The organism is Terriglobia bacterium (assembly GCA_020072785.1).
Classification (GTDB): domain Bacteria; phylum Acidobacteriota; class Terriglobia; order Acidiferrales; family UBA7541; genus Acidiferrum.
The window spans coordinates 1-20,174 of the sequence record JAIQGG010000007.1; the positions used below are offsets into that span (position 1 = coordinate 1).

General features: G+C 63.5%; 17 protein-coding genes. 5 read left to right on the forward strand and 12 right to left on the reverse strand.

Annotated elements, in window-relative coordinates; genetic code table 11:
* The 6 genes from tuf to LAN61_14615 form a co-directional block, all read right to left on the reverse strand.
* Positions 1 to 1,178: elongation factor Tu (tuf, locus tag LAN61_14590; protein MBZ5541742.1), on the reverse strand; the 1,178-nt coding region annotated here is incomplete at its 3' end.
* A 52-nt stretch (positions 1,179 to 1,230) separates the two neighbouring features.
* Entirely contained in the window at positions 1,231 to 3,495 is a 2,265-nt protein-coding gene (gene fusA / locus LAN61_14595) for an elongation factor G (protein ID MBZ5541743.1), read from the reverse strand.
* A gap of 90 nt (positions 3,496 to 3,585) precedes the next feature.
* Entirely contained in the window at positions 3,586 to 4,056 is a 471-nt protein-coding gene (gene rpsG, locus LAN61_14600; protein ID MBZ5541744.1) for a 30S ribosomal protein S7, read from the reverse strand.
* Between the two features lie 27 nt (positions 4,057 to 4,083).
* On the reverse strand, positions 4,084 to 4,467 hold the full coding sequence (gene rpsL / locus LAN61_14605) for a 30S ribosomal protein S12 (GenBank protein ID MBZ5541745.1): 384 nt from the start codon (positions 4,465 to 4,467) through the stop codon (positions 4,084 to 4,086).
* A 599-nt stretch (positions 4,468 to 5,066) separates the two neighbouring features.
* Positions 5,067 to 6,410, reverse strand: a complete 1,344-nt coding sequence (locus LAN61_14610; GenBank protein ID MBZ5541746.1) for an amidohydrolase family protein — start codon at positions 6,408 to 6,410, stop codon at positions 5,067 to 5,069.
* A 165-nt stretch (positions 6,411 to 6,575) separates the two neighbouring features.
* A complete protein-coding gene (locus LAN61_14615) occupies positions 6,576 to 8,105 on the reverse strand; it encodes a M28 family peptidase (protein ID MBZ5541747.1) in 1,530 nt (509 codons plus the stop codon).
* 198 nt (positions 8,106 to 8,303) lie between these two features.
* Between LAN61_14615 and LAN61_14620 the strand changes: the two genes are divergently transcribed.
* Positions 8,304 to 10,283 (forward strand): DUF3857 domain-containing protein, encoded by a 1,980-nt coding sequence (locus tag LAN61_14620; protein MBZ5541748.1) that lies wholly within the window; start codon positions 8,304 to 8,306, stop codon positions 10,281 to 10,283.
* 101 nt (positions 10,284 to 10,384) lie between these two features.
* On the opposite strand, the gene frr is transcribed toward LAN61_14620, so the two are convergent.
* The 6 genes from frr to rplM form a co-directional block, all read right to left on the reverse strand.
* Positions 10,385 to 10,960, reverse strand: a complete 576-nt coding sequence (frr, locus tag LAN61_14625) for a ribosome recycling factor (protein ID MBZ5541749.1) — start codon at positions 10,958 to 10,960, stop codon at positions 10,385 to 10,387.
* 35 nt (positions 10,961 to 10,995) lie between these two features.
* Positions 10,996 to 11,703 (reverse strand): UMP kinase, encoded by a 708-nt coding sequence (pyrH, locus tag LAN61_14630; GenBank protein ID MBZ5541750.1) that lies wholly within the window; start codon positions 11,701 to 11,703, stop codon positions 10,996 to 10,998.
* A 279-nt stretch (positions 11,704 to 11,982) separates the two neighbouring features.
* Complete coding sequence (gene tsf / locus LAN61_14635) at positions 11,983 to 12,624, reverse strand: translation elongation factor Ts (protein MBZ5541751.1); 642 nt, start codon at positions 12,622 to 12,624, stop codon at positions 11,983 to 11,985.
* A 166-nt stretch (positions 12,625 to 12,790) separates the two neighbouring features.
* The gene (rpsB, locus tag LAN61_14640) at positions 12,791 to 13,684 is read right to left on the reverse strand and encodes a 30S ribosomal protein S2 (GenBank protein MBZ5541752.1); all 894 of its coding nucleotides are present in this window, start codon (positions 13,682 to 13,684) and stop codon (positions 12,791 to 12,793) included.
* Positions 13,685 to 13,839: 155 nt separating this feature from the next.
* Positions 13,840 to 14,256 (reverse strand): 30S ribosomal protein S9, encoded by a 417-nt coding sequence (gene rpsI, locus LAN61_14645; GenBank protein MBZ5541753.1) that lies wholly within the window; start codon positions 14,254 to 14,256, stop codon positions 13,840 to 13,842.
* Between the two features lie 119 nt (positions 14,257 to 14,375).
* Entirely contained in the window at positions 14,376 to 14,825 is a 450-nt protein-coding gene (rplM, locus tag LAN61_14650; GenBank protein ID MBZ5541754.1) for a 50S ribosomal protein L13, read from the reverse strand.
* Between the two features lie 431 nt (positions 14,826 to 15,256).
* Between rplM and LAN61_14655 the strand changes: the two genes are divergently transcribed.
* The 4 genes from LAN61_14655 to LAN61_14670 all read left to right on the forward strand — a co-directional run bounded on the left by LAN61_14655 (position 15,257) and on the right by LAN61_14670 (position 20,159).
* A complete protein-coding gene (locus LAN61_14655; GenBank protein MBZ5541755.1) occupies positions 15,257 to 15,763 on the forward strand; it encodes a GIY-YIG nuclease family protein in 507 nt (168 codons plus the stop codon).
* 655 nt (positions 15,764 to 16,418) lie between these two features.
* The gene (locus LAN61_14660; protein ID MBZ5541756.1) at positions 16,419 to 16,577 is read left to right on the forward strand and encodes a hypothetical protein; all 159 of its coding nucleotides are present in this window, start codon (positions 16,419 to 16,421) and stop codon (positions 16,575 to 16,577) included.
* Between the two features lie 956 nt (positions 16,578 to 17,533).
* Positions 17,534 to 18,409, forward strand: a complete 876-nt coding sequence (locus LAN61_14665; GenBank protein MBZ5541757.1) for an aminotransferase class IV — start codon at positions 17,534 to 17,536, stop codon at positions 18,407 to 18,409.
* A gap of 31 nt (positions 18,410 to 18,440) precedes the next feature.
* Positions 18,441 to 20,159, forward strand: coding sequence for a SpoIIE family protein phosphatase (locus tag LAN61_14670; protein ID MBZ5541758.1), 1,719 nt, complete (start codon positions 18,441 to 18,443; stop codon positions 20,157 to 20,159).
* Positions 20,160 to 20,174: the final 15 nt, after the last annotated feature.

The following is a 20,174-nucleotide window of genomic DNA, read 5'->3' on the forward strand; positions in this document are numbered from 1 at the left end:
ATCTCCGAGACCGCGCCGGCGCCGACGGTGTGCCCGCCTTCGCGGATGGCGAAGCGCAGCCCCTTCTCCAGCGCCACCGGCGTGATCAGCGTGATCTCCGCCGAAATGTTGTCCCCCGGCATCACCATCTCCACTCCCGCCGGCAGCTTTACGTCCCCCGTCACGTCCGTGGTCCGGAAGTAGAACTGCGGCCGGTAGCCCGTGAAAAACGGCGTGTGCCGCCCGCCCTCTTCCTTCGTCAGCACGTACGCTTCCGCCTTGAACTTGGTGTGCGGCGTGATGCTTCCCGGCTTGCACAGCACCTGCCCGCGCTCCACTTCGTCCTTCTCCGTCCCGCGCAGCAGCAAGCCCACGTTGTCCCCCGCCAGACCCTCGTCCAGCAGCTTCTTGAACATCTCCACGCCCGTCACCGTCTTCTTCATCGTCGGACGGAAGCCCACAATCTCCACTTCCTCGCCCACCTTCACCTTGCCCCGCTCGATGCGCCCCGTCACCACCGTCCCGCGTCCCGAAATCGAGAAAATGTCCTCGATGGGCATCGCAAACGGCTTGTCGATGTCCCGCACCGGCAGCGGCACGTTCTGGTCCACCGCTTCCATCAACTCGTCAATGGCCTTCTCCCACTTGGCGTCCCCGTTCAGCGCCCCCAGCGCCGACCCGCGCACCACCGGAATCTTGTCCCCCGGAAACTGGTAGCTCTTCAGCAGCTCGCGCACTTCCAGCTCCACCAGTTCCAGCAGCTCCGGATCCTCCACCATGTCGCACTTGTTCAGAAACACCACGATCGCCGGCACCCCTACCTGCCGCGCCAGCAAAATGTGCTCCCGCGTCTGCGGCATCGGCCCGTCCGTCGCCGCCACCACCAGAATCGCCCCGTCCATCTGCGCCGCGCCCGTGATCATGTTCTTGATGTAGTCCGCGTGCCCCGGGCAGTCGATGTGCGCGTAGTGCCGGTTCGCCGTCTCGTACTCCACGTGCGACACCGCAATGGTGATCCCCCGCTCCCGCTCTTCCGGCGCGTTGTCGATCGAATCGAACGCCCGGAACTGCACCTTCGGGTTGTGCTTGCTCAGCACCTTGGTGATCGCCGCCGTCAGCGTCGTCTTGCCGTGATCAATGTGTCCGATCGTCCCTATGTTCACGTGCGGCTTGCTGCGCTCGAATTTCTCCTTGGCCATTGCTCCCTCTGCTCCTCAGTGCAAATACGGTCTCTGCCGTTCTCCGAAATCTTTACTTCGTGGCCTTGCCGGTGGCCTTGGCGATCACCTCTTCGGAGATCGAACTCGGCGCCTCGGCATAGTGCGAAAAGTGCATGGTAAACGTGGCGCGGCCCTGGGTGCGGCTGCGCAAATCGGTGGCATACCCGAACATCTGGGCCAGCGGCACTTCCACGCGGATGACATTGGCTCCCGCGCGGTTTTCCGTGCCCTGAATCGCCGACCGCCGGGCATTCAGGTCGCCGAACACCGCCGGCATGTATTCTTCCGGGACCACCACTTCCACCTTCATGATCGGCTCGAGCAGCACCGGCGAAGCCTTCGCGCAGGCTTCCTTGTAGGCCATGGAGCCCGCGATCTTGAAGGCCATTTCCGAGCTGTCCACGTCGTGGTAGCTGCCGTCCACCAGGACCACGGCGACGTCCACCGTCGGGAAGCCCGCCAGGATGCCGTTATCCAGCGCTTCGCGGATGCCCGCTTCGATCGGGGCGATGAATTCGCGCGGAATCGCTCCGCCGATCACCTTGTCGATGAACAGGAAGCGGTGTTCCTTGTCGAATTTCCATTTTCCAGCCGGCCCGCCAACCACTTCCTTGGCCAGCGCGTCCAGCTCGTCGGTGGACATCTCTTTCATGTTCTCGTGGCTGGAACTGGGAATTGGATGCAGTTCGATCTTGCAATGCCCGTACTGGCCGCGCCCGCCGGTCTGCTTGATGTACTTGCCTTCCGCCGTGGACTTCTTGCGGATCGTTTCGCGGTAGGCCACCTGCGGACGGCCCACGTTGGCCTGCACGTTGTACTCGCGCAGCATGCGGTCCACGATGATTTCCAGGTGCAGTTCGCCCATGCCGGAGATCAGCGTCTGCCCGGTGTCCGGTTCGGTAGACACCCGGAAGGTGGGATCTTCCTGCGCCAGCCGCTGCATGGCCACGCCCAGCTTGTCCTGGTCGGCCTTGGTCTTCGGCTCGATGGCCACGGAAATAACCGGGGCGGGAAACTCGATGGACTCGAGGATGACCTGCTTCTCCTCGTCGCACAGCGTGTCGCCGGTGTTGACGCTCTTCAGGCCCACGCAGGCGCAGATGTCGCCGGCGTACACGGTGTCAATTTCTTCGCGCTTGTTGGCGTGCATCTGCAGCAAGCGGCTGATACGCTCGCGCGTACGCTTGCCGGAGTTGTACACGTAGCTGCCGGACTTCAACACGCCGGAGTACACCCGGATGTAGGTCACGTGCCCCACGAACGGGTCGGACATGATCTTGAAGGCCAGCGCCGAAAACGGAGCGTCGTCGGCTGCGCGGCGCAGCACCACTTCGTCGTTCTCCGGATTCACGCCCTCGAGCGGCGGCACATCCACCGGCGACGGCAGGTAATCCACCACCGCATCGAGCAGCGGCTGAATGCCCTTGTTCTTGAACGCCGAACCCGCCAGCACCGGCACGATCTTCAGCGCCAGCGTCGAGCGGCGCACCGAAGCGCGCATCTCATCCACCGTCAGCACGCCTTCGTTCAGATACTTGTCAATGACCGTGTCGTCGTGCTCGGCGATGTATTCCACCGTCTTGTTGCGGTGCTCGTCGTAGAACTTTTTGTCGATGGCCGAGCCCTTCAGCGCCGCGGCCACGTCCGGACGGGAATCCACGAAGGCCTTGTCCCACAGCTTTTCCACGTCGAAAATCTCGAACTTCGCGCCCAGCGTCTCCTCGAGCCACACGATCACTTTCTGTTCCAGGAAATCGATGACGCCGATGAAGTTGTCTTCTCTGCCGAGGGGGAACTGCAGGGGAACCGGGTGGGCACCGAGGCGCTGGCGGATGGTGCGGATCACGTGGTCGAAGTCCGCGCCCATGCGGTCCATCTTGTTCACAAAACAGATGCGCGGCACGCGGTATTTGTCCGCCTGGCGCCACACCGTCTCCGACTGCGGCTGCACGCCCGCCACGGAGTCAAACACGCACACCGCGCCGTCCAGCACGCGCAGCGAACGCTCCACTTCCACGGTGAAATCCACGTGGCCCGGCGTGTCAATGATGTTCACGCGGTACTTCTTGCCGAAGCGGTCCCAGGAGGCCGTGGTCGCCGCGGAGGTAATGGTGATGCCCCGCTCGCGCTCCTGCTCCATCCAGTCCATCGTGGCCGTGCCTTCGTCCACGCTGCCGATCTTGTAGGTCACACCCGTGTAGAACAGGATGCGCTCGGTCGACGTCGTCTTACCGGCATCGATGTGGGCCATGATGCCGATATTGCGCGTATCTTCGAGTTTGAACTGACGGCTCATTGTGTGTTCGCGAAATCCTTTGTCCCGGAAATCAATTCTTTCTGCGGCCGCCAAGCGGCCAAACTATTTCTGCGACCGCGAAGCGGTCGACTACCAGCGGTAGTGCGCGAAGGCCTTGTTCGCTTCCGCCATGCGGTGCACGTCCTCTTTCTTCTTCATCGCCCCGCCGCGCGCATTCGCGGCGTCAATCAATTCGTCGGCCAGCTTGTCCACCATGGTCTTGCCCGCGCGCTCGCGCGAATACTGCAGCAGCCAGCGGATCGCCAGGGACTGCCGCCGGAAGGGATTCACTTCCACCGGCACCTGGTAGTTCGCGCCGCCCACGCGCCGCGTCTTCACTTCCAGCACCGGCTTCACGTTCTCCACGGCCTTCTTGAACAGCTTCAGCGCATCGTCGTTGGTCTTCTTGGCCATCAGGTCCATCGCGCCGTAAAACACGCGCTGCGCCGTCGAGCGCTTGCCATCCCACATCATCGAGCAGATGAACTTCATCACCAGGTCGCTGCCATAGACCGGGTCCAACTGGCCCGCCCGGCGGCTGATTTGTCCTTTGCGTGGCATCTCTTCTCCTGCTCCTTCGTTCCGCGGTTACTTCTGCGCGGCCTTCGGCCGCTTGGCGCCGTACTTCGAGCGCGCTTGCTTGCGGTTTTCCACGCCCGCCGCATCCAGCGTCCCGCGCACGATGTGATACCGCACTCCCGGCAGGTCCTTCACGCGGCCCCCGCGCACGAGCACGATCGAGTGCTCCTGCAGGTTGTGGCCGATTCCCGGGATGTACGTAGTCACTTCCACGCTGTTGGTCAGCCGCACGCGTGCCACCTTGCGCAGCGCGGAGTTCGGCTTTTTCGGCGTCTGCGTGTACACGCGGATGCACACGCCGCGCTTCTCCGGGCAGCCCATCAACGCCGGCGACTTGGTCTTCGTCCGGACTGCCTCGCGTCCCATCCGTACTAATTGCGAAAACGTCGGCACAGTGTTCCCTCTTCATGTGTGATCGCATCGCAGCCGGAAACTGCCGGGCCACGTGCGCTCAACAATCGCGCACAAAATTTCGCGGCACCTGCGCCACGGCACACAGTCCGGTGCGAAAGCGCACACGTCGCTGAAAGGCGTACTGCGTATCCGGATCTACCAGCAAGAAACTCCGCACGCATCCCGAGAGGCAGGACTTCACTCCCGGTTCGGATCGGAGAGGCTTACTCGGCTTTGCGGGACTGGCGTCCCATTCCGGCCGCTCTTCTGCTCCATTCCGTCTTGCTCTGTTCCGGAGCGGAAGATCTTCCCTTCCAACTACTGGGTCAAAAGACCCCCAACAAAACAAGGAGTATAGAGAAAAGATTTCAATCTGTCAAATCCGTTTCTCTGGACCCCAGTGGAAAAGTCCGCACTAATCTTGCAGTTACCCCTGGTTGAGCCGCAATTCCTGGTCAACTTCTCCCCGACCGGCGCTGCGCCCTTCCCAATTTGGCGTCACAGGGACTTCCGCTCAGGCGAGCTCGCTAACCCATCAACTTCTCATTTTGAGAATTAAGGCAACCTCATTATCCTTCAATTACTTAAAAAGAACAAGCCTATTTCACCGCCCCCTTCAAGGCCACCACCGGGTGCCGCGGCGTCATCACCCGCCCGCCCTGCACCTGCACGTACCCATCCCGAATGACCGCCTCCACCCGCGCCAGGTCCTCCAGGTTTTCCTCCGGCCTCCCCGCGACCACCAACACATCCGCCAGTTTGCCCGGTTGCAAGGTTCCCAGCCGGTCGTCCATATCCAGGATCTCCGCATTGGTCTTCGTCGCCGCCACCAGCGCCTCCGGCACGCTCCATCCCGCCGCCACAAAGTTTTGCAATTCGGCAATGTACGCCCCCGGCAGATAGCGGTACCAGTGCAGGATCAGGTCCGTGCCCACGCCGCACTTGATCCCCGCGCGTCGCAAGCGTTTCAGCATCTCCAGGTTCGCTTCCTTCGAAAACGTGAAGCGCCGCGACGTGGACCCGAAATAGCCGTTCCATTCATCGAAAATAATCTGGTAGGGGATGAGCGTGGGGTCCGCCGCCACGCCCTTCCGGGCCATCAACTGGATCGTTTCCTCGCTGCGCGGCAGCGGATGCTCGATCGTGTCCGCCCCGGCCACCACCGCCCGCTGGATGTAGAACGTCTCCGCATCCACGGCCACTTTCAACCCCAGCGCATGGGCCTCGTCCACCGCGGCCTGCACTTCCTCCGCCGTAAAGTGGCTTCCCAGCTTGATCACATCCGCGCCCTTGTGGAACTGCTCGCGCACCGCCTGCCGCCAGTCGTCCGGCCCCGAAGCGATCCGCGTGGCCCCCTGCATGCGGATCAACTCGTCCGGCGTATTCTCCGTCGAATGCCCGCCTTCTGCGGTGATGAACTGTCCCGCGGGAAAGACCCGCGGCCCCGCCAGGCGGTTCTCCGCCACCCACTGCTTCAGCCGGAACGTCACCTCGCCCTGCGAGCCCACGTCGCGCACGCTGGTGATCCCGCTCTCGAGGTAGTAGCGCAGCTTCTCCGCCGCGCGCAGGGTGGCATCCGCTTCGCTCATCGCGATGCCGGCATCCCCTTCCGTCAGCGGGTAGGTCAGGTGCGTGTGCAGGTCAATCAGTCCGGGCAGCACCGTCTTGCCCGTCACGTCCAGCACCCGCGCCGCCTGCGGCCAATCCGTGGAGCCCGCCGGCAGGATCTTCACGATTTTGTTCCGCTCGATAACCAGCGTCCCTTCCCGCGCCGGCGCTCCGGTTCCGTCGAAAATCCGGCCCCCGCGCAGCACCAGCGTGCCCTCCGGCCCGCGCGGTCCCGGGGCCACCGGCACGCGCCGCGGATCGTCCGACACCGGCGTGCTCGGATCGAGAAACTTCCGCCGGTCCTGCGCCTTCTCCTGCGCCCGCGCGCAGGACATCCCCGCCACCATCAGCAGCAGAACTGCCGCGATCTTCGCTTTCATCTTGGCTTCCTCCCCGTCCGCACTTCTGATCACTCCCGCGCCCGGCCCCGCCGCGCAAAACAGCCCGGACGGCTTATTCGTCGCAAACCGCGGGTCTTTTTCTCACGCCACCGCGGAAGACTACTGCTTCGGCGCTTCCTGTTTCTCCTCCGCGCCCAGATTGCCGAACGGCCAGATCTTGAAGGCCTTCAACTCCGCGTCGTGATGCTGGCGCACCAGCATCTTCGCCGTGCGTTCCGCCGGCCACGGCTCCGCGAAGCGCTCCGGCCGGTCCGCGATCCAGTACGCCGTTAGCGCCATCAGCGTCGCATTCTGCGCCAGCACCTCCGGCTTCACCGCTTCCAGAGCGTCCGCCGCCGAATGATGCGTGTATTTGTAGTCCGGCGAATTCTGGTGCATGTGAATTCCCGGCAGGCCCGCCAGCGTAAACGGCCCGGTGTCCGTGCCGAACATCGAGTCTCCGTTCACCGCGAAGCTTCCGAACATGCCGGCCGCCTTGGCGAACGGCGCAAAGGCCTCTTCCAGGTCGTCCCGCCCCAGCTCGAAGCGGTCCACCGGCCCCTGCCCGGTATCGAGCACCAGGTCGCCCAGATGATTCCTCATCTCCGCCTGATGCTGCTTCACATATGCAAACGACCCCAGCAGCCCCTGCTCTTCTCCCGTGAACAGCACGAAGCGGATCGTGCGCCGCGGCCGCTGCCCCGCGCGCACAATCGCTTCCGCCGCGCCCAGCACGCTCGCCGAACCCGTGCCGTTGTCCGTCGCGCCCTCGGACAGATCCCAGGAGTCCAGGTGCGCGCCAACCACGAACACCTGCTCCGGATGCTCCCGCCCGCGGATCTCGCCTACTACGTTGGCGCTCTCCACCGGCCCCTTGCTGAACGTATTCTGCACGTTGATGCGCACGCGCACCGTCTTCCCGCTCTCCAGATAGCGCTCCAGCTGCCCCTGGTCCTCCGCCGTCATGGACACCACGGGCACCTCGAAATCCGCCTCGAACCCCAGAATTCCCGTGTGCGTCAGGTGCATCCCCGCGGCCTTCGAGCCCCCCTGCCCGCCGATCACCGCGAGCGCCCCGGCCTTCTGCGCCGCCTTCAGGAAATCCCCGAAGCGCGCGAACAGGTTGTCTCCGTCTTTCGGCCGCGGGCCCTGCTGCACCACCAGCAGCACTTTCCCCGCCCACTGCGCCGCATTCTTCATCTCTTCATCCAGGGCGAACATGTTCACCCGCACCACCTCGCCCTCGGCCCCGCCCGCGGCCGTCGAGCCCGTCCAGCCCATCGCATCCACCATAAGCTTCCGCCGCTCCGGCGCGAGCAGTTCCGCTTCCGCGCTGCCGCGCGTCCAGCCCCGCCACATCGTCCATTTCTCCGTGTGCACGTTCTCCAGGCCGATGGCCTTCATCCGGGCCGCGGCCCACGCGATCCCCTTCTGCGCTCCGGGCGTCCCGGTCACGCGCGCGCCGACCTCGTCGCTCAGCTCCGTCAGATAGTCATAGGCGTGCGAGTTCATCATCCCCTCGCCCGCCACCCGCGCCAGCTCCGGCAGCGTGCCATCTTCCGCCGGCCCCTTCGCCGCCGCTTTCCCGCCGGCCCGCGCGCACGCCAGCACCCCCAGCAGCACCGCCACCAGCACTCCCAGTTTTCGCATTCCGCTCTCCTCTCCCGGATTCCGTGCGCCAGACTCTACCACGCCCGCCGCCGTGCTGCTCCCGCAACTCCCGCCTCCTCGCTTCTTTACCTCGCCCGCCTCCCGCCCTACACTCCCTTCGTGGCTTCCTCACGCGCTTGTCCGCTCACTTTCGCATGGGTAACCGCGAAGCGGTCAACCCGCGGAGCGCATATCCTGGTGGCGATTCTCCTCCTGGCCTCTTCCGCCGCCCTGCGCGCCCAGGCTCCCCCCAGCAAACCGCCGGAGAAAATCTCCGAAGCTCCGGCCGCCGCCAGAGACACCGCCGCGCCCTACACCATCGAGCTTCTCGAGACCCGCGTGCGTTTCGACGCCGACGGTTCCAGCCGCCGCGAGGTGCACGCCCGCGCCAGACTCCACACCGAGGCCGGCGCGCGCCAGTTTGCGCGCCTCAACTTCGACTACCACCGCGCCTTCGAACAGATCGAGATTCCCCTGGTGCGCATCACGCACGCCAGCGGCGGCGTCGCCGACATCCTGCCCAGCGCCGTCACCGACCGGCCCAATCCCGCCGTCGCCGACTTTCCCGCTTACCAGGACGTCCGCCGCAAATCCGTGCGCATCCTCGGCCTGCAGCCCGGCGACGTGCTCGAATACCGCGTCATCACCAGCGTCGCGCACGCGCCGCTGGCTCCCGACTTCTACCTCGCGCACACCTTTGCGCACGACAGCGTCATCACCCAGGAAGTCTATGAGCTCGATCTGCCCGCCGGGCGCACCATTCAGCTGCGCGTCAATCCCGCGACACCCGCCGCTTCCACCGAATCCTCCGGCGAAGGCTCCGCCGCCCGCGTCGTCTACCGCTGGCAGCGCACTGCCAGCGCCGAAAAAATGCCGCCCAAAGAATCCCCCGACGCGGAGCCCGACGTCGTCCTCACCTCCTTCGCCTCCTGGGAGCAGCTTGCCGCGCGCCTCGCCGCGCTTCTCGAGCCGCCCGCCACACCCGCCCGCGAAATTGCCTCCAAGGCCGCGGAACTCACGCACTCCGGCGCGGCCCCCGCGGACAACTACCAGGCCATCTACGAATTTGTCGCCCAGAAAATCCCCACGGTCGATCTGCCCCTCGGCTCCACCGGTTTCCGCGCGCGTCTTCCCGCGGAAATTCTCGCATCCGGCTATGCCACCCCGGAAGACAAAGCAGTTCTCTTTGCGGCGCTGGCCGCCGCGGCGGGCCTCTCTTCGCGCCCCGCTCTGACGGGCGCTCCCGCATCCGCTGCCACTCAGCTTCCCCGGCCTTCGCTCTTTACCCACCTGCTGCTCTCCGCCGCGGGCCCGGCCGGTGAGTTCTGGCTGGACCTCAGCGTGGAGGTCGCCCCCTTCCGCATGATTCCGGCTGCGCTCCGCGGCCAGCCCGCGCTGCTGCTCCGCGCGCAGCCTTCCGCGGACGCCGCGCCAAGCGGCTGGACCGCGATTCCCGCGGAACTGCCGTTCGCCGCTTCGCAGCGCGTCACGGTGAATGCCACGCTCGCCGCCGACGGCACGCTCTCCGCCAGAGTCCACTACGCCCTGCGCGGCGACAACGAACTGCTCCTGCGCGTGGCCTTTCACCAGACCCCGCGCGAGAAGTGGAAAGGTCTCGCCCAGCTGCTCGCCTACTCCGACGGTTTCCGCGGCGCGGTCGCTGAAGTCACGGCCTCCGACCCGGCCTCCACGCGCGAGCCTTTCACCCTCGAATACCAGATCGCCCAGCCCGCCTTCGTGGACTGGACGAAGCAGCCCGTGCGCATTCCCGCGCTGCTTCCGCTCGTTGGTCTGCCGGAACTCCCCGCGCGCCCGGCCGCGGGCGCCGCCGCGCCGCCCATCGAGCTCGGCACGCCCCTGGACATCGAGGCCCGCGCCACGCTGCGGCTGCCGCCGCGCACCCTCGCGCAGGCCCCCGCCGGCACCTCCGTGCACCGCGACTACGCCGTCTACACTTCCAGCTATGTCGCGCAGGGTTCCATACTCCGCGCCGCGCGCCGCGTGCGCTTCCTCCTCCGCGAAATTCCCGCCGCCCGCAACGCCGATTACTCCGCCTTCACCCGCGCCGTCCAGAACGACGAATCCCAGCTCTTCACTCTCGAACGCCCCGCCACTCCCGCGCCAAAGACAAAGCCCGCCGCGCCGAAGCCTCCGGCGGCCGCGAAGCCGCACCTCTGATTCGTTCCTTTGTTGAGGCGGACTGCCGCCCGCCCCTCTTCTGTTCTTGGCTTGGATGTATCGCCGCTCGATGCAGGCGATCCGCCGGAGAACCCGGCGCTTTACTTGATTTCCAGGATTTCTTTTTCTTTCGCCGCCGAAAAATCTTCCATCTTCTTGGTTTCCGCGTGCGAGAGCTTCTCCAGCTCGTCCAGCGCGCGCTTCTTCTCGTCTTCGCTGATCTTCTTGTCCTTCTCCAGCTTCTCGATGGCTTCCTTGACGTCGCGCCGGATGTTGCGCACCGCCGTGCGGTGATTCTCCAGCACCTTGTGCAGGTGCTTCACGAACTCCTTGCGCCGCTCTTCGGTCAGCGAGGGAATCGGCACGCGCACCACTTTGCCGTCGTTCGTGGGATTCAGCCCCAGGTCCGAGGTGCGGATGGCCTTGTCGATCAGCGGCACCGCGCCGGGATCCCACGGCGAAATCACCAGCAGCGTCGCGTCCGGCACCGTCAGGGTGCCCAGCTGGTTGATGGGCATCGGCGTGCCGTGGTAGTCCACGCGCACGCTGTCCAGCAGCGCCGCATTCGCGCGCCCCGTGCGGATCGAAGCCAGCTCATGCCGGAAGTCCTCGACCGCCTTTTCCATCCGCGTGCGCGCCTGCGCCATCGCATCTTTCGTGCTGGCAATTGTGCTCATCGCATACTCCGCCTGTCCTCGGAACGATCCCCGGCCTAGTCCGGCGTCACCGTCGAACCTACCCGCTCGCCCAGCACCGCCCGCTTGATGTTTCCGTGCGTGTTCATGTTGAACACTACGATGGGCATGCGGTTATCCATGCATAGCGAGATGGCCGTGGAATCCATCACCTGCAGACCCTTCGTCAGCACTTCCCGGTAGGTGATCTTCGGAAAGAATTTGGCCCCGCGCACCTTCTCGGGGTCCGCGTCGTAGATTCCGTCCACCCGCGTGGCCTTCAGGATCACCTGCGCCTTGATCTCCATCGCCCGCAGCGCTGCCGCCGTGTCCGTCGAAAAATACGGGTTCCCGGTGCCCCCCGCGAAGATCACCACCCGGCCCTTCTCCAGGTGCCGCGCCGCGCGCCGCCGGATGAACGGCTCGGCCACCTGGCGCATCTCGATCGCGCTCATCAGCCGCGTCACCACGCCCTTTTTCTCCAGCGCGTCCTGCAGCGCCAGCCCGTTGATCACCGTCGCCAGCATGCCCATGTAGTCGCCCGTCGCCCGGTCGATCTCCACGGTCTTCTGCCGCCCCCCGCGGAAGATATTTCCCCCGCCAACCATGATCGCCACCTGCACGCCCAGCGCCACCACGTCGCGAATCTCTCCGGCCAGCGCCGCCACCGTCTCCCCATGAATGCCGTAACCCTGCGGGCCCTGCAGCGACTCGCCCGAGAGCTTCAGCACGATCCGCTCGTACATCGGCGCCGCCTTCTGCGCGCCTTTGCGCACCGCTGTCGTCGCTGTCTTCATGGTTTTTCCCATCCCGGACCGCCCGCACCCGCGCAAAATCCCGTTGATTGTAACAAAGATTCCCCCCGCCCGCACGGCCGCAGCCCTTCCCGGCTGCGCTGCATCTGTTTCTGCGTCTCTGCGTTCTCTGCGTTGTTTCCTTCTTCTTCTTCTCTCCCCCCAAAAACAAAACGAGCGCCCCGGCCTCGCCGGAGCGCTCGCAAAAGGTTTCTGCTGGTGCCGCTGGAACTACGCCGCGCCCGCCGCCGCGCCCGGGCCCTCGCCCACCTTGAAGCGCACGAACCGCCGCACCGAAATGTTTTCCCCCAGCTTGGCAATCGCCTGGTTGATCAGCTCCGTGATGCTCAGCGACTCGTCCTTGATGAAATGCTGCTCGTAGAGACAGTTCTCTTCGTAGAACTTCTCCATCTTCCCGGACACGATCTTCTCGATGATGGCCTCCGGCTTGCCCGTGGCCCGCGCCTGCTCGCGGTAGATCTCGCGCTCTTTCTCAAGCATCTCCGGCGTCACTTCCTCGCGCCGCACGTAGCGCGGATCCAGCGCCGCGATGTGCATGGCCACCTCGTGGCACAGGTGCTGGAAGGCCTCCGTGCGCGCCACGAAATCCGATTCGCAGTTCACTTCCACCAGCACGCCGATCTTCCCGCCCGCGTGGATGTAGCTGCCCACCAGGCCCTCGCTGGCCTCGCGCTGCGCCTTCTTGGCCGCCGCCGCCTGCCCCTTCTTGCGCAGCACGCTGATGGCCTTCTCGAGGTCTCCACCGGCTTCCACCAGGGCCGCCCGGCAATCGCTGAATCCCGCGCTGGTGCGCTCGCGCAGCTCTTTCACCAGCTGTGCGGATATTTGCGTCGCTTCCGGTTGAGTGCTCATTCCTCTTCTTCTCTTTATCTCTGGAGTTGAAAACTTCCTGCCGCGGCCATCGGCCCGCGCGCCCGGTTTTCACGTCCGGCTTTTCGGGTTGATACAAACGGCCCGGCGCGTTTTTCGTTGCAACGCCGCCGGGCCTCGCGGTTTTTCCGGGAAAAGCGCGGAAGCTTTAGCTCTTTACTTCTTCGCTGGTCGGAACCGCGGCCGGGACTTCGGCTTCCGCAGCCGCCGGCGCTTCCGCGGCGCCTGCGCCGGCCCCTTCCACGGGGGCGCCTTCCACGAAGTCGCCTTCCTGCTTCTCGTACTGCTCGTAGGCGCTCGTGTCCACGTATTCCACCTGCTCGGCCAGGGCCTGGTCTTCCGCGGCCTTCTGCTCCGCCACCTGCGTCTGCTGGTAGGCGGCGTGGCCTTCGATCACCGACTCGGAAATCTTCGAGGTGAACAGGCGAATCGCGCGCAGCGCGTCGTCGTTCCCTGGGATGATCCAGTCCACCAGGTCGGGGTCGCAGTTGGTGTCCACCACGGACACCACCGGCACGCCCATCCGCCGCGCTTCCTTCACCGCGATCTCTTCCGCGTTGGAATCGATCACGAACATCGCATCGGGGATCTGCGTCATGTTCTCGATGCCTTCGAGATTCTGGAACAGGCTCTTCATCTCGCGTTCCAGCCGCGCCCGCTCTTTCTTCGACAACTGGTCCATGCGCCCGTCTTCGATCATGGCCTTCAGCAGCTTCAGCCGCTTGATGGACTTCTGCAGCGTCGCCCAGTTGGTCAGCGTCCCGCCCAGCCAGCGGTGGTTCACGAAGAACGCTCCGCAGCGCTTCGCCTCTTCGGCGACCGCTTCCTGGGCCTGGCGCTTGGTGCCTACAAATAGAATGGTCCGGCCTTGTCCGGTCATTTCGCTCACGAAGCGGCTCGCTTCGCGGAACATCTTGAGGGTTTTCTGCAGGTCAATGATGTGGATGCCGTTGCGCTCGCCGAAAATGAATTCCTTCATCTTGGGGTTCCAGCGGCGGGTCTGGTGACCGAAATGTACTCCGGCCTCCAGCAACTCTTTCATCGTAATTTCAACTGCCAATGTTCCTCCTTAGTGGATAGCCGTTTGCCCTGCGGCGCAAACACCGCCGCACTCGAACGGCCTCTTGCCGGCTCCTTGCCGGCCGTGATCTTGGCGGGGCCGCTTGCGCCGCCCCGCCAGAGCTCGTCAAAACCCGCTTAGCGCTTGGTGAACTGGAAGCGCTTCCGCGCGCCCTTCTGCCCGTACTTCTTGCGCTCCTTCATCCGCGAGTCGCGCGTCAAAAATCCGTTTTTGCGCAGCGCCGGCTGCAGCTCCGGATTGAACCGGATCAGCGCGCGCGACAGCCCCATGCGCACCGCTCCGGACTGCCCGCCCACGCCCCCGCCGTTCGCCGTCACCATCACGTCCACCTGGTCCTGCAGGCTGGTGAACTTCAGCGGTTCCGTCGCCGCGTGCTTCCAAGCGTGATTCGGGAAATACACTTCCGGCGTCTTTCCGTTCACCGTGAACTTCCCGGTACCCGGACGCAGGAACACGCGCGCCACCGATTCCTTGCGGCGGCCCGTCCCCAGAAACCATTTCACGCCCCCAAGGGGCGCTGCCGATGCACTCACAACTCCTCCTCACGCCATTTCTATCTGTGACCGCAGAGCGGTCAACGCGCTCGCGGGATTTCCTTCTCGGGAAGAAAACCACTACGTGCGGAAAAATTCGCGGGCCCCTTGCGGCCCCTTTATACCGCCAGCGGCTGCGGCTTCTGCCCGGCGTGCTTCGCCAGCCCGCTCGCGTCGCGGTACACGCGCAGCTTCTTGGCCCGCCGCGCCCGCAGCTTGTTCTTCGGCAGCATGCCCAGAATCGCTTCGCGCACCATCCAGTCGGCCTTCACCGGACGCAGCCTCTTCGCCGGCACTTCCTTCAGCCCTCCCGGATACCCGCTGTGGCTGTAATACATCTTCTGCTCGACCTTGTTCCCGGTCATGCGGATCTTGTCCGCGTTGATCACCACCACGTGGTCGCCCGAGTCCAGATACGGCGTAAAGCTCGCCTTATCCTTCCCGATCAGCAGCCGCGCCACCTTCGTCGCCAGCCGCCCCAGCACCACGTTCGTGGCGTCCACCACAAACCAGTTCGCGCCCACTTTCAGCGCTTCCGCCTCTGCTCCCTTGGCTACGTACGTCCTCATTGCGCTCAGTCACACCTTTCCCAGTAGAGACAAACAGCAATCTTAGTGTATGTATCCCTTCCTGTCAACGCACTTGCACTCCGCTCGCAGACATTCGGCCCCGCATTCGCGCAAGTAGCTGCTCTGCTAGCGGCGGCGCCATTTATCCCGCCCCGGCCGGGACGCTATCACCTTCGCCGTCCGGCCACTCCTGTCCCTGAGACGCCCCTTCAGCAAGTGCCAACTGGCATTAGAGATAACGCTCGGGTAGAATCTCGCCGGGCGGAACTTCCGTCATTTCGCGGGAGCGCTTCGTGGCCAAACACAAACGACCAAAAGCACACACCGGTGCAAAATCCGGGAAACACTCCTCCGGCGTTTGTCATCCCGAACACCCCTCCGGCGTTTGTCATCCCGAACGAACGTGAGGGATCTGTTTTTGGGGCTTTAACATGGAACACACCTTTTCCGTCTACATCCTCGCCAGCCGCTCCCGCTCGCTCTACACCGGCGTAACCAACGACCTCGAGCGCCGAATGACCGAACACCGCCAAGGCGTTATCCCAGGCTTCACCACCCGTTATCGCGTCTTCCGGCTTGTCCACGTCGAACTTTTCGCTCACATCAATGACGCCATCGCCCGCGAGAAGGAAATCAAAGGCTGGCGCCGCGAAAAGAAAATCCATCTGATCGAGCAGGGAAACCCGGTTTGGGAAGACCTCGCTGCCCGACTTCCGCACGCATATAAAAGTCAGAAGCTTCAAAGCAGATCCCTCACCCGTTCGGCAGACCCGGACGAACGGATTCGGGATGACAACTCAAAGGACGGGGCGGACGGCATCGCGCATCACACCGCGCACGGCAACCCGGACAGCAAAAGCGACCGCAAGGCGGACAGCAAGGCACCCATGTCATTCCGAACGAAGTTAGGAATCTGCTTTTCTCTTAGACTCTCCTAGCCACCAAATCCATCGTCGCGCGTCACACCGGACAGCAAAGGCGACCGCACGGCGGACAGCAACGCACCATGTCATTCCGAACGAAGTGAGGAATCTGCTTTTCTCTTAGCCTCTCATGGCCACCAAATCCATCGTCGCGCGTCACACCGGACAGCAAGGGCGACAGCAGGGCGGACGGCAAGGCACCCATGTCATTCCGAACGAAGTGAGGAATCTGCTTTTCTCTTAGACTCTCATCTGCATCCCGGATGCTGTCGCGGGCCGCGCCAAACGTTAGCCCAGCCCGTGCGGACTGGGAAAGATGTGCCTCCCTACACCCATGTCATTCCGAACGGAGTGAGGAATCTGCTTTTCTCTTAGCCTCTCATCTGCGTCCCGGCGTTCTTAACCAGGAAGCCCGCCTCCGGTCTCGTCTCTTGCCTTTGCCCGTCATTTGCGCTTCTTGCATCCCGGACGGTTTTGCGGGACCGAACGAACGTGAGAAATCTCTCTTCCTCGACGCAAACCGTCCAACGCAGATGAAAAAAACTCACTAAATTCCATGACTGCCAGTCTCAAAGTCGTTGACACGCGCCGCTGACTATCTAGATTAGTAGGATGCACTACAATGATATAATTCAGGCTTCAGAAATTGAATCAGGAGACCTTTGCGTACATGGCAAGAACCAAACCGCTCGTGGCAGAAAAAAGGAATTATTTGGTTACTACGGTAGCGCAGGCAAAAGAGATCGCAATTTCGTGGCTTTCTGAAATAGAACTTTCTAACGTTACCTCTCTTGGACTACCCGAAGTAGATGATCGTTATCATATTTAGCGAGTACCAATTTGTACTGCAACAGGAAGTATAAGAATTGGAGAAGCTGTTATTGATGCTTATACGACAGAGATACTGACAACCAAGACGACTAAAGCTCAAATGCTGGAGGCTCGTTTATTAAAAAAGGACGAGGTGCAATCGTCAAAACGGCAACCTAAAACAGAGTACCCAATCTCTCCCTTGCATGAGCGACTATCTTCGCGCAAGAATTAGCACGATTGCAGTTCAAGATTTCTTATCTGGCCTCTCGACAGAAGATTTGATGAACTCGACTGCGGAGGAAGATGATTCTAATGAGTAGATTTTCCGGGACTGCCAGAGCGCTTCGCACCCTTCCGACAAGAAATTCGGCGGGTGGCTCAAGCTTAAATGACCCGGCAAGGTTGGAGTGCCCATTCCTGCGAAGCGCGTTTTTTGCGCCCCGGTTGGGTCTATGGGGCATGAGGGGGGGGGCTTTTTGCTGTTCTCCCCATCCTCGACCCCGCCCCGCCGCACCATTCGAAATATCACTAATCCATATAGACTTTGAGTACATTCTGCGTTATAGTGTTTTTGCTTTTCAGCGCGGAGGAGACAGGACCTCGCCCCTTGTCCGTGCCACCGCTCGCCCCGCAACACTCCTTCTCCCTCCCGCAACCCCTCCAGAATCACCACTTCCGCACTCTTTCGTACCAACGGAAATCTACACGACTTAAACTTCTTTCGTTTCATGCTCTTGCGCACTCTTTTGCACTGATTCGCACACAGCGCAACGCAACTTCCAATAAATCAATCTCTTGCGCACTCTTTGCTAAAAACACGGGGGGTGGGGGGTACGTCCCCGCTTCGGAACTCCCGCTCGCCACTCGCCACTTGTCACTCGCCACTCAGCACATCACTCCTTACCGCTTCTTCCCCCGCGCCGGTTTTCGGATACAATGGGGCGCAACCGACGTTCTTTCAGCGAGGTCCGCGTGATTCATCGCCACATCTTTCATAACGAAAGCCTGCTGCCCATCGAAAAAGTTCGGCTCTCGCCCGGACAGGCGGGGCTCCTCTGCGGCTGGGGCCTCTTCACCACCCTGCGCATCGTGCGCGGCGAGGCTTTCGCCTACGAGCGCCACTGGCGCCGCCTCGAAAAGGATGCCGCGCTCATCCGCCTGCCCATGCCCTACCCCTCCGTCAAAGTCCGCTTGCATCTCCAGGACGTGATCCGCGCCAACAAGGTCAGCGAAGGCTGCGCGCGCATCTATCTCGTCTACAATCAGGTCGGCTTCTGGCAGAGCGACGAAAAGGCCCCCCAGGTGGACCTGCTCATCTACACCGCGCCGCTCCCCGAATACCGCGAGCCCGTGCGCCTCGCGCTGCGCCCGCATGGCCGCCACGCGGCCTCGCCTCTCGCCGGTGTCAAGAGCATCTCCTGGCTCAACAATGTCTGGTCCGTCGCCGAAGCCCAGCGCGAAGGCTTCGACGAAGTGGTCCTGCTCAACGAACGCGGCGAAGTCGCCGAATGCACCGCCGCCAATATCTTCGCCGTCAAAGGCGGCAAGATCCATACGCCGCCGCTCAGTTCCGGCTGCCTGGAAGGCGTAACCCGCGCCATCCTCTTTGAGATCGCGCCCGAAGCGGGCATCCCCATCGTCGAGCAGGCCCTGCACCCCGAGGATCTCTACTCCGCCGACGAAGTCTTCATCTCCTCCACCAACCGCAACCTGATCAGCGCCAGCGAAATCGCCGGGCATCCCATCGCCGCCGCTCCCGGCCCCGCCACCCTCCGCCTCCGCCAGGCCTTCGATGACCACGTCGCCGAATACGTCAACCGCCGCATCGCCTCCGCCGCCCGTTCCTAGTCATGCTAGAATCCCTCCGCAAGGCGCACTGATGGCCGACACGCAGATCATTCCCGAAGCGGCTCTCGAGGTGATATCCCCGGACGGCGCACGCCGCTTCGTACGCATTACCCAGAGCCCCTTCCTCATTGGCCGCGGCGGCGAAACCGGCAACCATCTGCAGCTCTCCGACCGCCGCATCTCCCGGCAGTGCGCGGCGATTGTCTTCGAGGGCGGGCGCTTCCACGTCGAGGATCGCGGGCAGCGCCGCGGCATGTTCGTCAACGGCGAAAAAATCGAAAGCCGCCCGCTCACCGCCGGCGACACCATCACCTTCGGCCTCGACGACTCCTATCAGCTTTTCTTCCGTTCTTCGGCCGGCGAGGAAGAGCTGCCGGCCCTGCTCACGCGCATTGAACATATCTCCTCCAGCGACAATCCCTCTGGCGGCAGCCTGCGCCAGCTCAATCTCCTCCTGGAAGCAACTTCCCTGCTGCACTCGCAATTGCCCCTGGATTCCGTCCTGGGCACCATGCTCGATCACGCCGTTTCCGTCACCAATGCCGACCGCGGCGTGCTCCTGGTCCCCGACGAGAGCGGCAAGCTGCGCGTGCGCCTGGCCCGCCGCAGCGGCGGCAGCCGCCTTCCTATCGAGGGCATCACGCCCAGCCAGACCGCTCTGCGCATGGCCCTGGACCAGCAGGCCGCGGTGATCACCGAGGATCTCGCGCAGGCCAACATTGATCTGCAGGCCGCGCAAAGCATTGTCACGCAGGGCTTGCGCTCCGTGGTGGTCATCCCTCTGTACGCTCTGATGCGCCGCAACACCGCGGACTCCGCCGTCGCCCCACGCCAGGACACTTTTCTGGGCGTCGTCTATCTCGACTCCCGCCGCCCCGCGGCCTTCTCCAAACTTGACCGCCAGATCCTAGACGCCCTCTCCGTGGAGGCCGCCAGCATTCTGGACAACGCCCGCCTTGTCGAGCGCGAACGCGAACGCCAGCGCATGGAGCAGGAGATCAACATCGCCCGCGACATTCAGCAGGCCCTGCTCCCGCGCAATTTCCCGCTTCACCCTCATTTTGCCGTGACCGGCTGCAATTTTCCCTGCCTCTCCGTGGGCGGCGACTACTTCGACGTCTTCCCCCTCAGCGACGAGCGCACCGCCTTTCTCATCGCCGACGTTTCCGGCAAAGGCCTCGGCGCGGCCCTGCTCACCACCATGCTGCAGGGCGCGCTCTCCGGCATGAGCCTGGGCACCGATCCCGCGCGCGTTATCAATCACGTCAACCGCTTCCTCTGCGAGCACGCCGAGGTGGGCCGCTACGCCACCCTGTTCTTCGCCATCCTCGACCGCAACGGCAATCTCGAATTCATCAACGCGGGTCACCCATCCCCCATCCTCATCCGCAGCGGCCGCGCCGAAGCCCCCTTCACCGAAGGCTCCTTCCCCGTGGGCCTCGTTCCCGAAGCCGAATATGTCACCGCCCGCGTCAAGCTCGAGCCCAACGACACCCTGGTCCTCTTCAGCGACGGCGTCACCGAGGCCATGGATCCCGACGACGACATGTACGGCGTCCCGCGCCTCCAGGAGGTTCTTACCGGCCAGCAGGACGTTCCTCTCGAGCAGATTCAAAAATCGATTCTGGAGTCCGTGGAAAATTTCTCCCGCGGCGCGCATCAAGCCGACGACCTGACCCTTCTCCTGGTTCGTTACCGCGCCGCACATGCCCTGAGCGACGACCAGGGCGTTCAGGCCGCTTCGGCCTGAGAAACATCCGCCGCA

What these genes read in the sequence shown, in the direction of transcription:
- pyrH (MBZ5541750.1), bottom strand. Translation starts at nt 11,703, where the DNA reads ATGTACGAGCGGATCGTGCTGAAGCTCTCGGGCGAGTCGCTGCAGGGC.
- rplM (MBZ5541754.1), bottom strand. Translation starts at nt 14,825, where the DNA reads ATGAGGACGTACGTAGCCAAGGGAGCAGAGGCGGAAGCGCTGAAAGTG.
- fusA (MBZ5541743.1), bottom strand. Translation starts at nt 3,495, where the DNA reads ATGAGCCGTCAGTTCAAACTCGAAGATACGCGCAATATCGGCATCATG.
- LAN61_14615 (MBZ5541747.1), bottom strand. Translation starts at nt 8,105, where the DNA reads ATGCGAAAACTGGGAGTGCTGGTGGCGGTGCTGCTGGGGGTGCTGGCG.
- LAN61_14610 (MBZ5541746.1), bottom strand. Translation starts at nt 6,410, where the DNA reads ATGTCCTGCGCGCGGGCGCAGGAGAAGGCGCAGGACCGGCGGAAGTTT.
- rpsG (MBZ5541744.1), bottom strand. Translation starts at nt 4,056, where the DNA reads ATGCCACGCAAAGGACAAATCAGCCGCCGGGCGGGCCAGTTGGACCCG.
- LAN61_14655 (MBZ5541755.1), top strand. Translation starts at nt 15,257, where the DNA reads ATGGAACACACCTTTTCCGTCTACATCCTCGCCAGCCGCTCCCGCTCG.
- tsf (MBZ5541751.1), bottom strand. Translation starts at nt 12,624, where the DNA reads ATGAGCACTCAACCGGAAGCGACGCAAATATCCGCACAGCTGGTGAAA.
- rpsB (MBZ5541752.1), bottom strand. Translation starts at nt 13,684, where the DNA reads ATGAAAGAGTTGCTGGAGGCCGGAGTACATTTCGGTCACCAGACCCGC.
- LAN61_14670 (MBZ5541758.1), top strand. Translation starts at nt 18,441, where the DNA reads ATGGCCGACACGCAGATCATTCCCGAAGCGGCTCTCGAGGTGATATCC.
- LAN61_14660 (MBZ5541756.1), top strand. Translation starts at nt 16,419, where the DNA reads ATGGCAAGAACCAAACCGCTCGTGGCAGAAAAAAGGAATTATTTGGTT.
- frr (MBZ5541749.1), bottom strand. Translation starts at nt 10,960, where the DNA reads ATGAGCACAATTGCCAGCACGAAAGATGCGATGGCGCAGGCGCGCACG.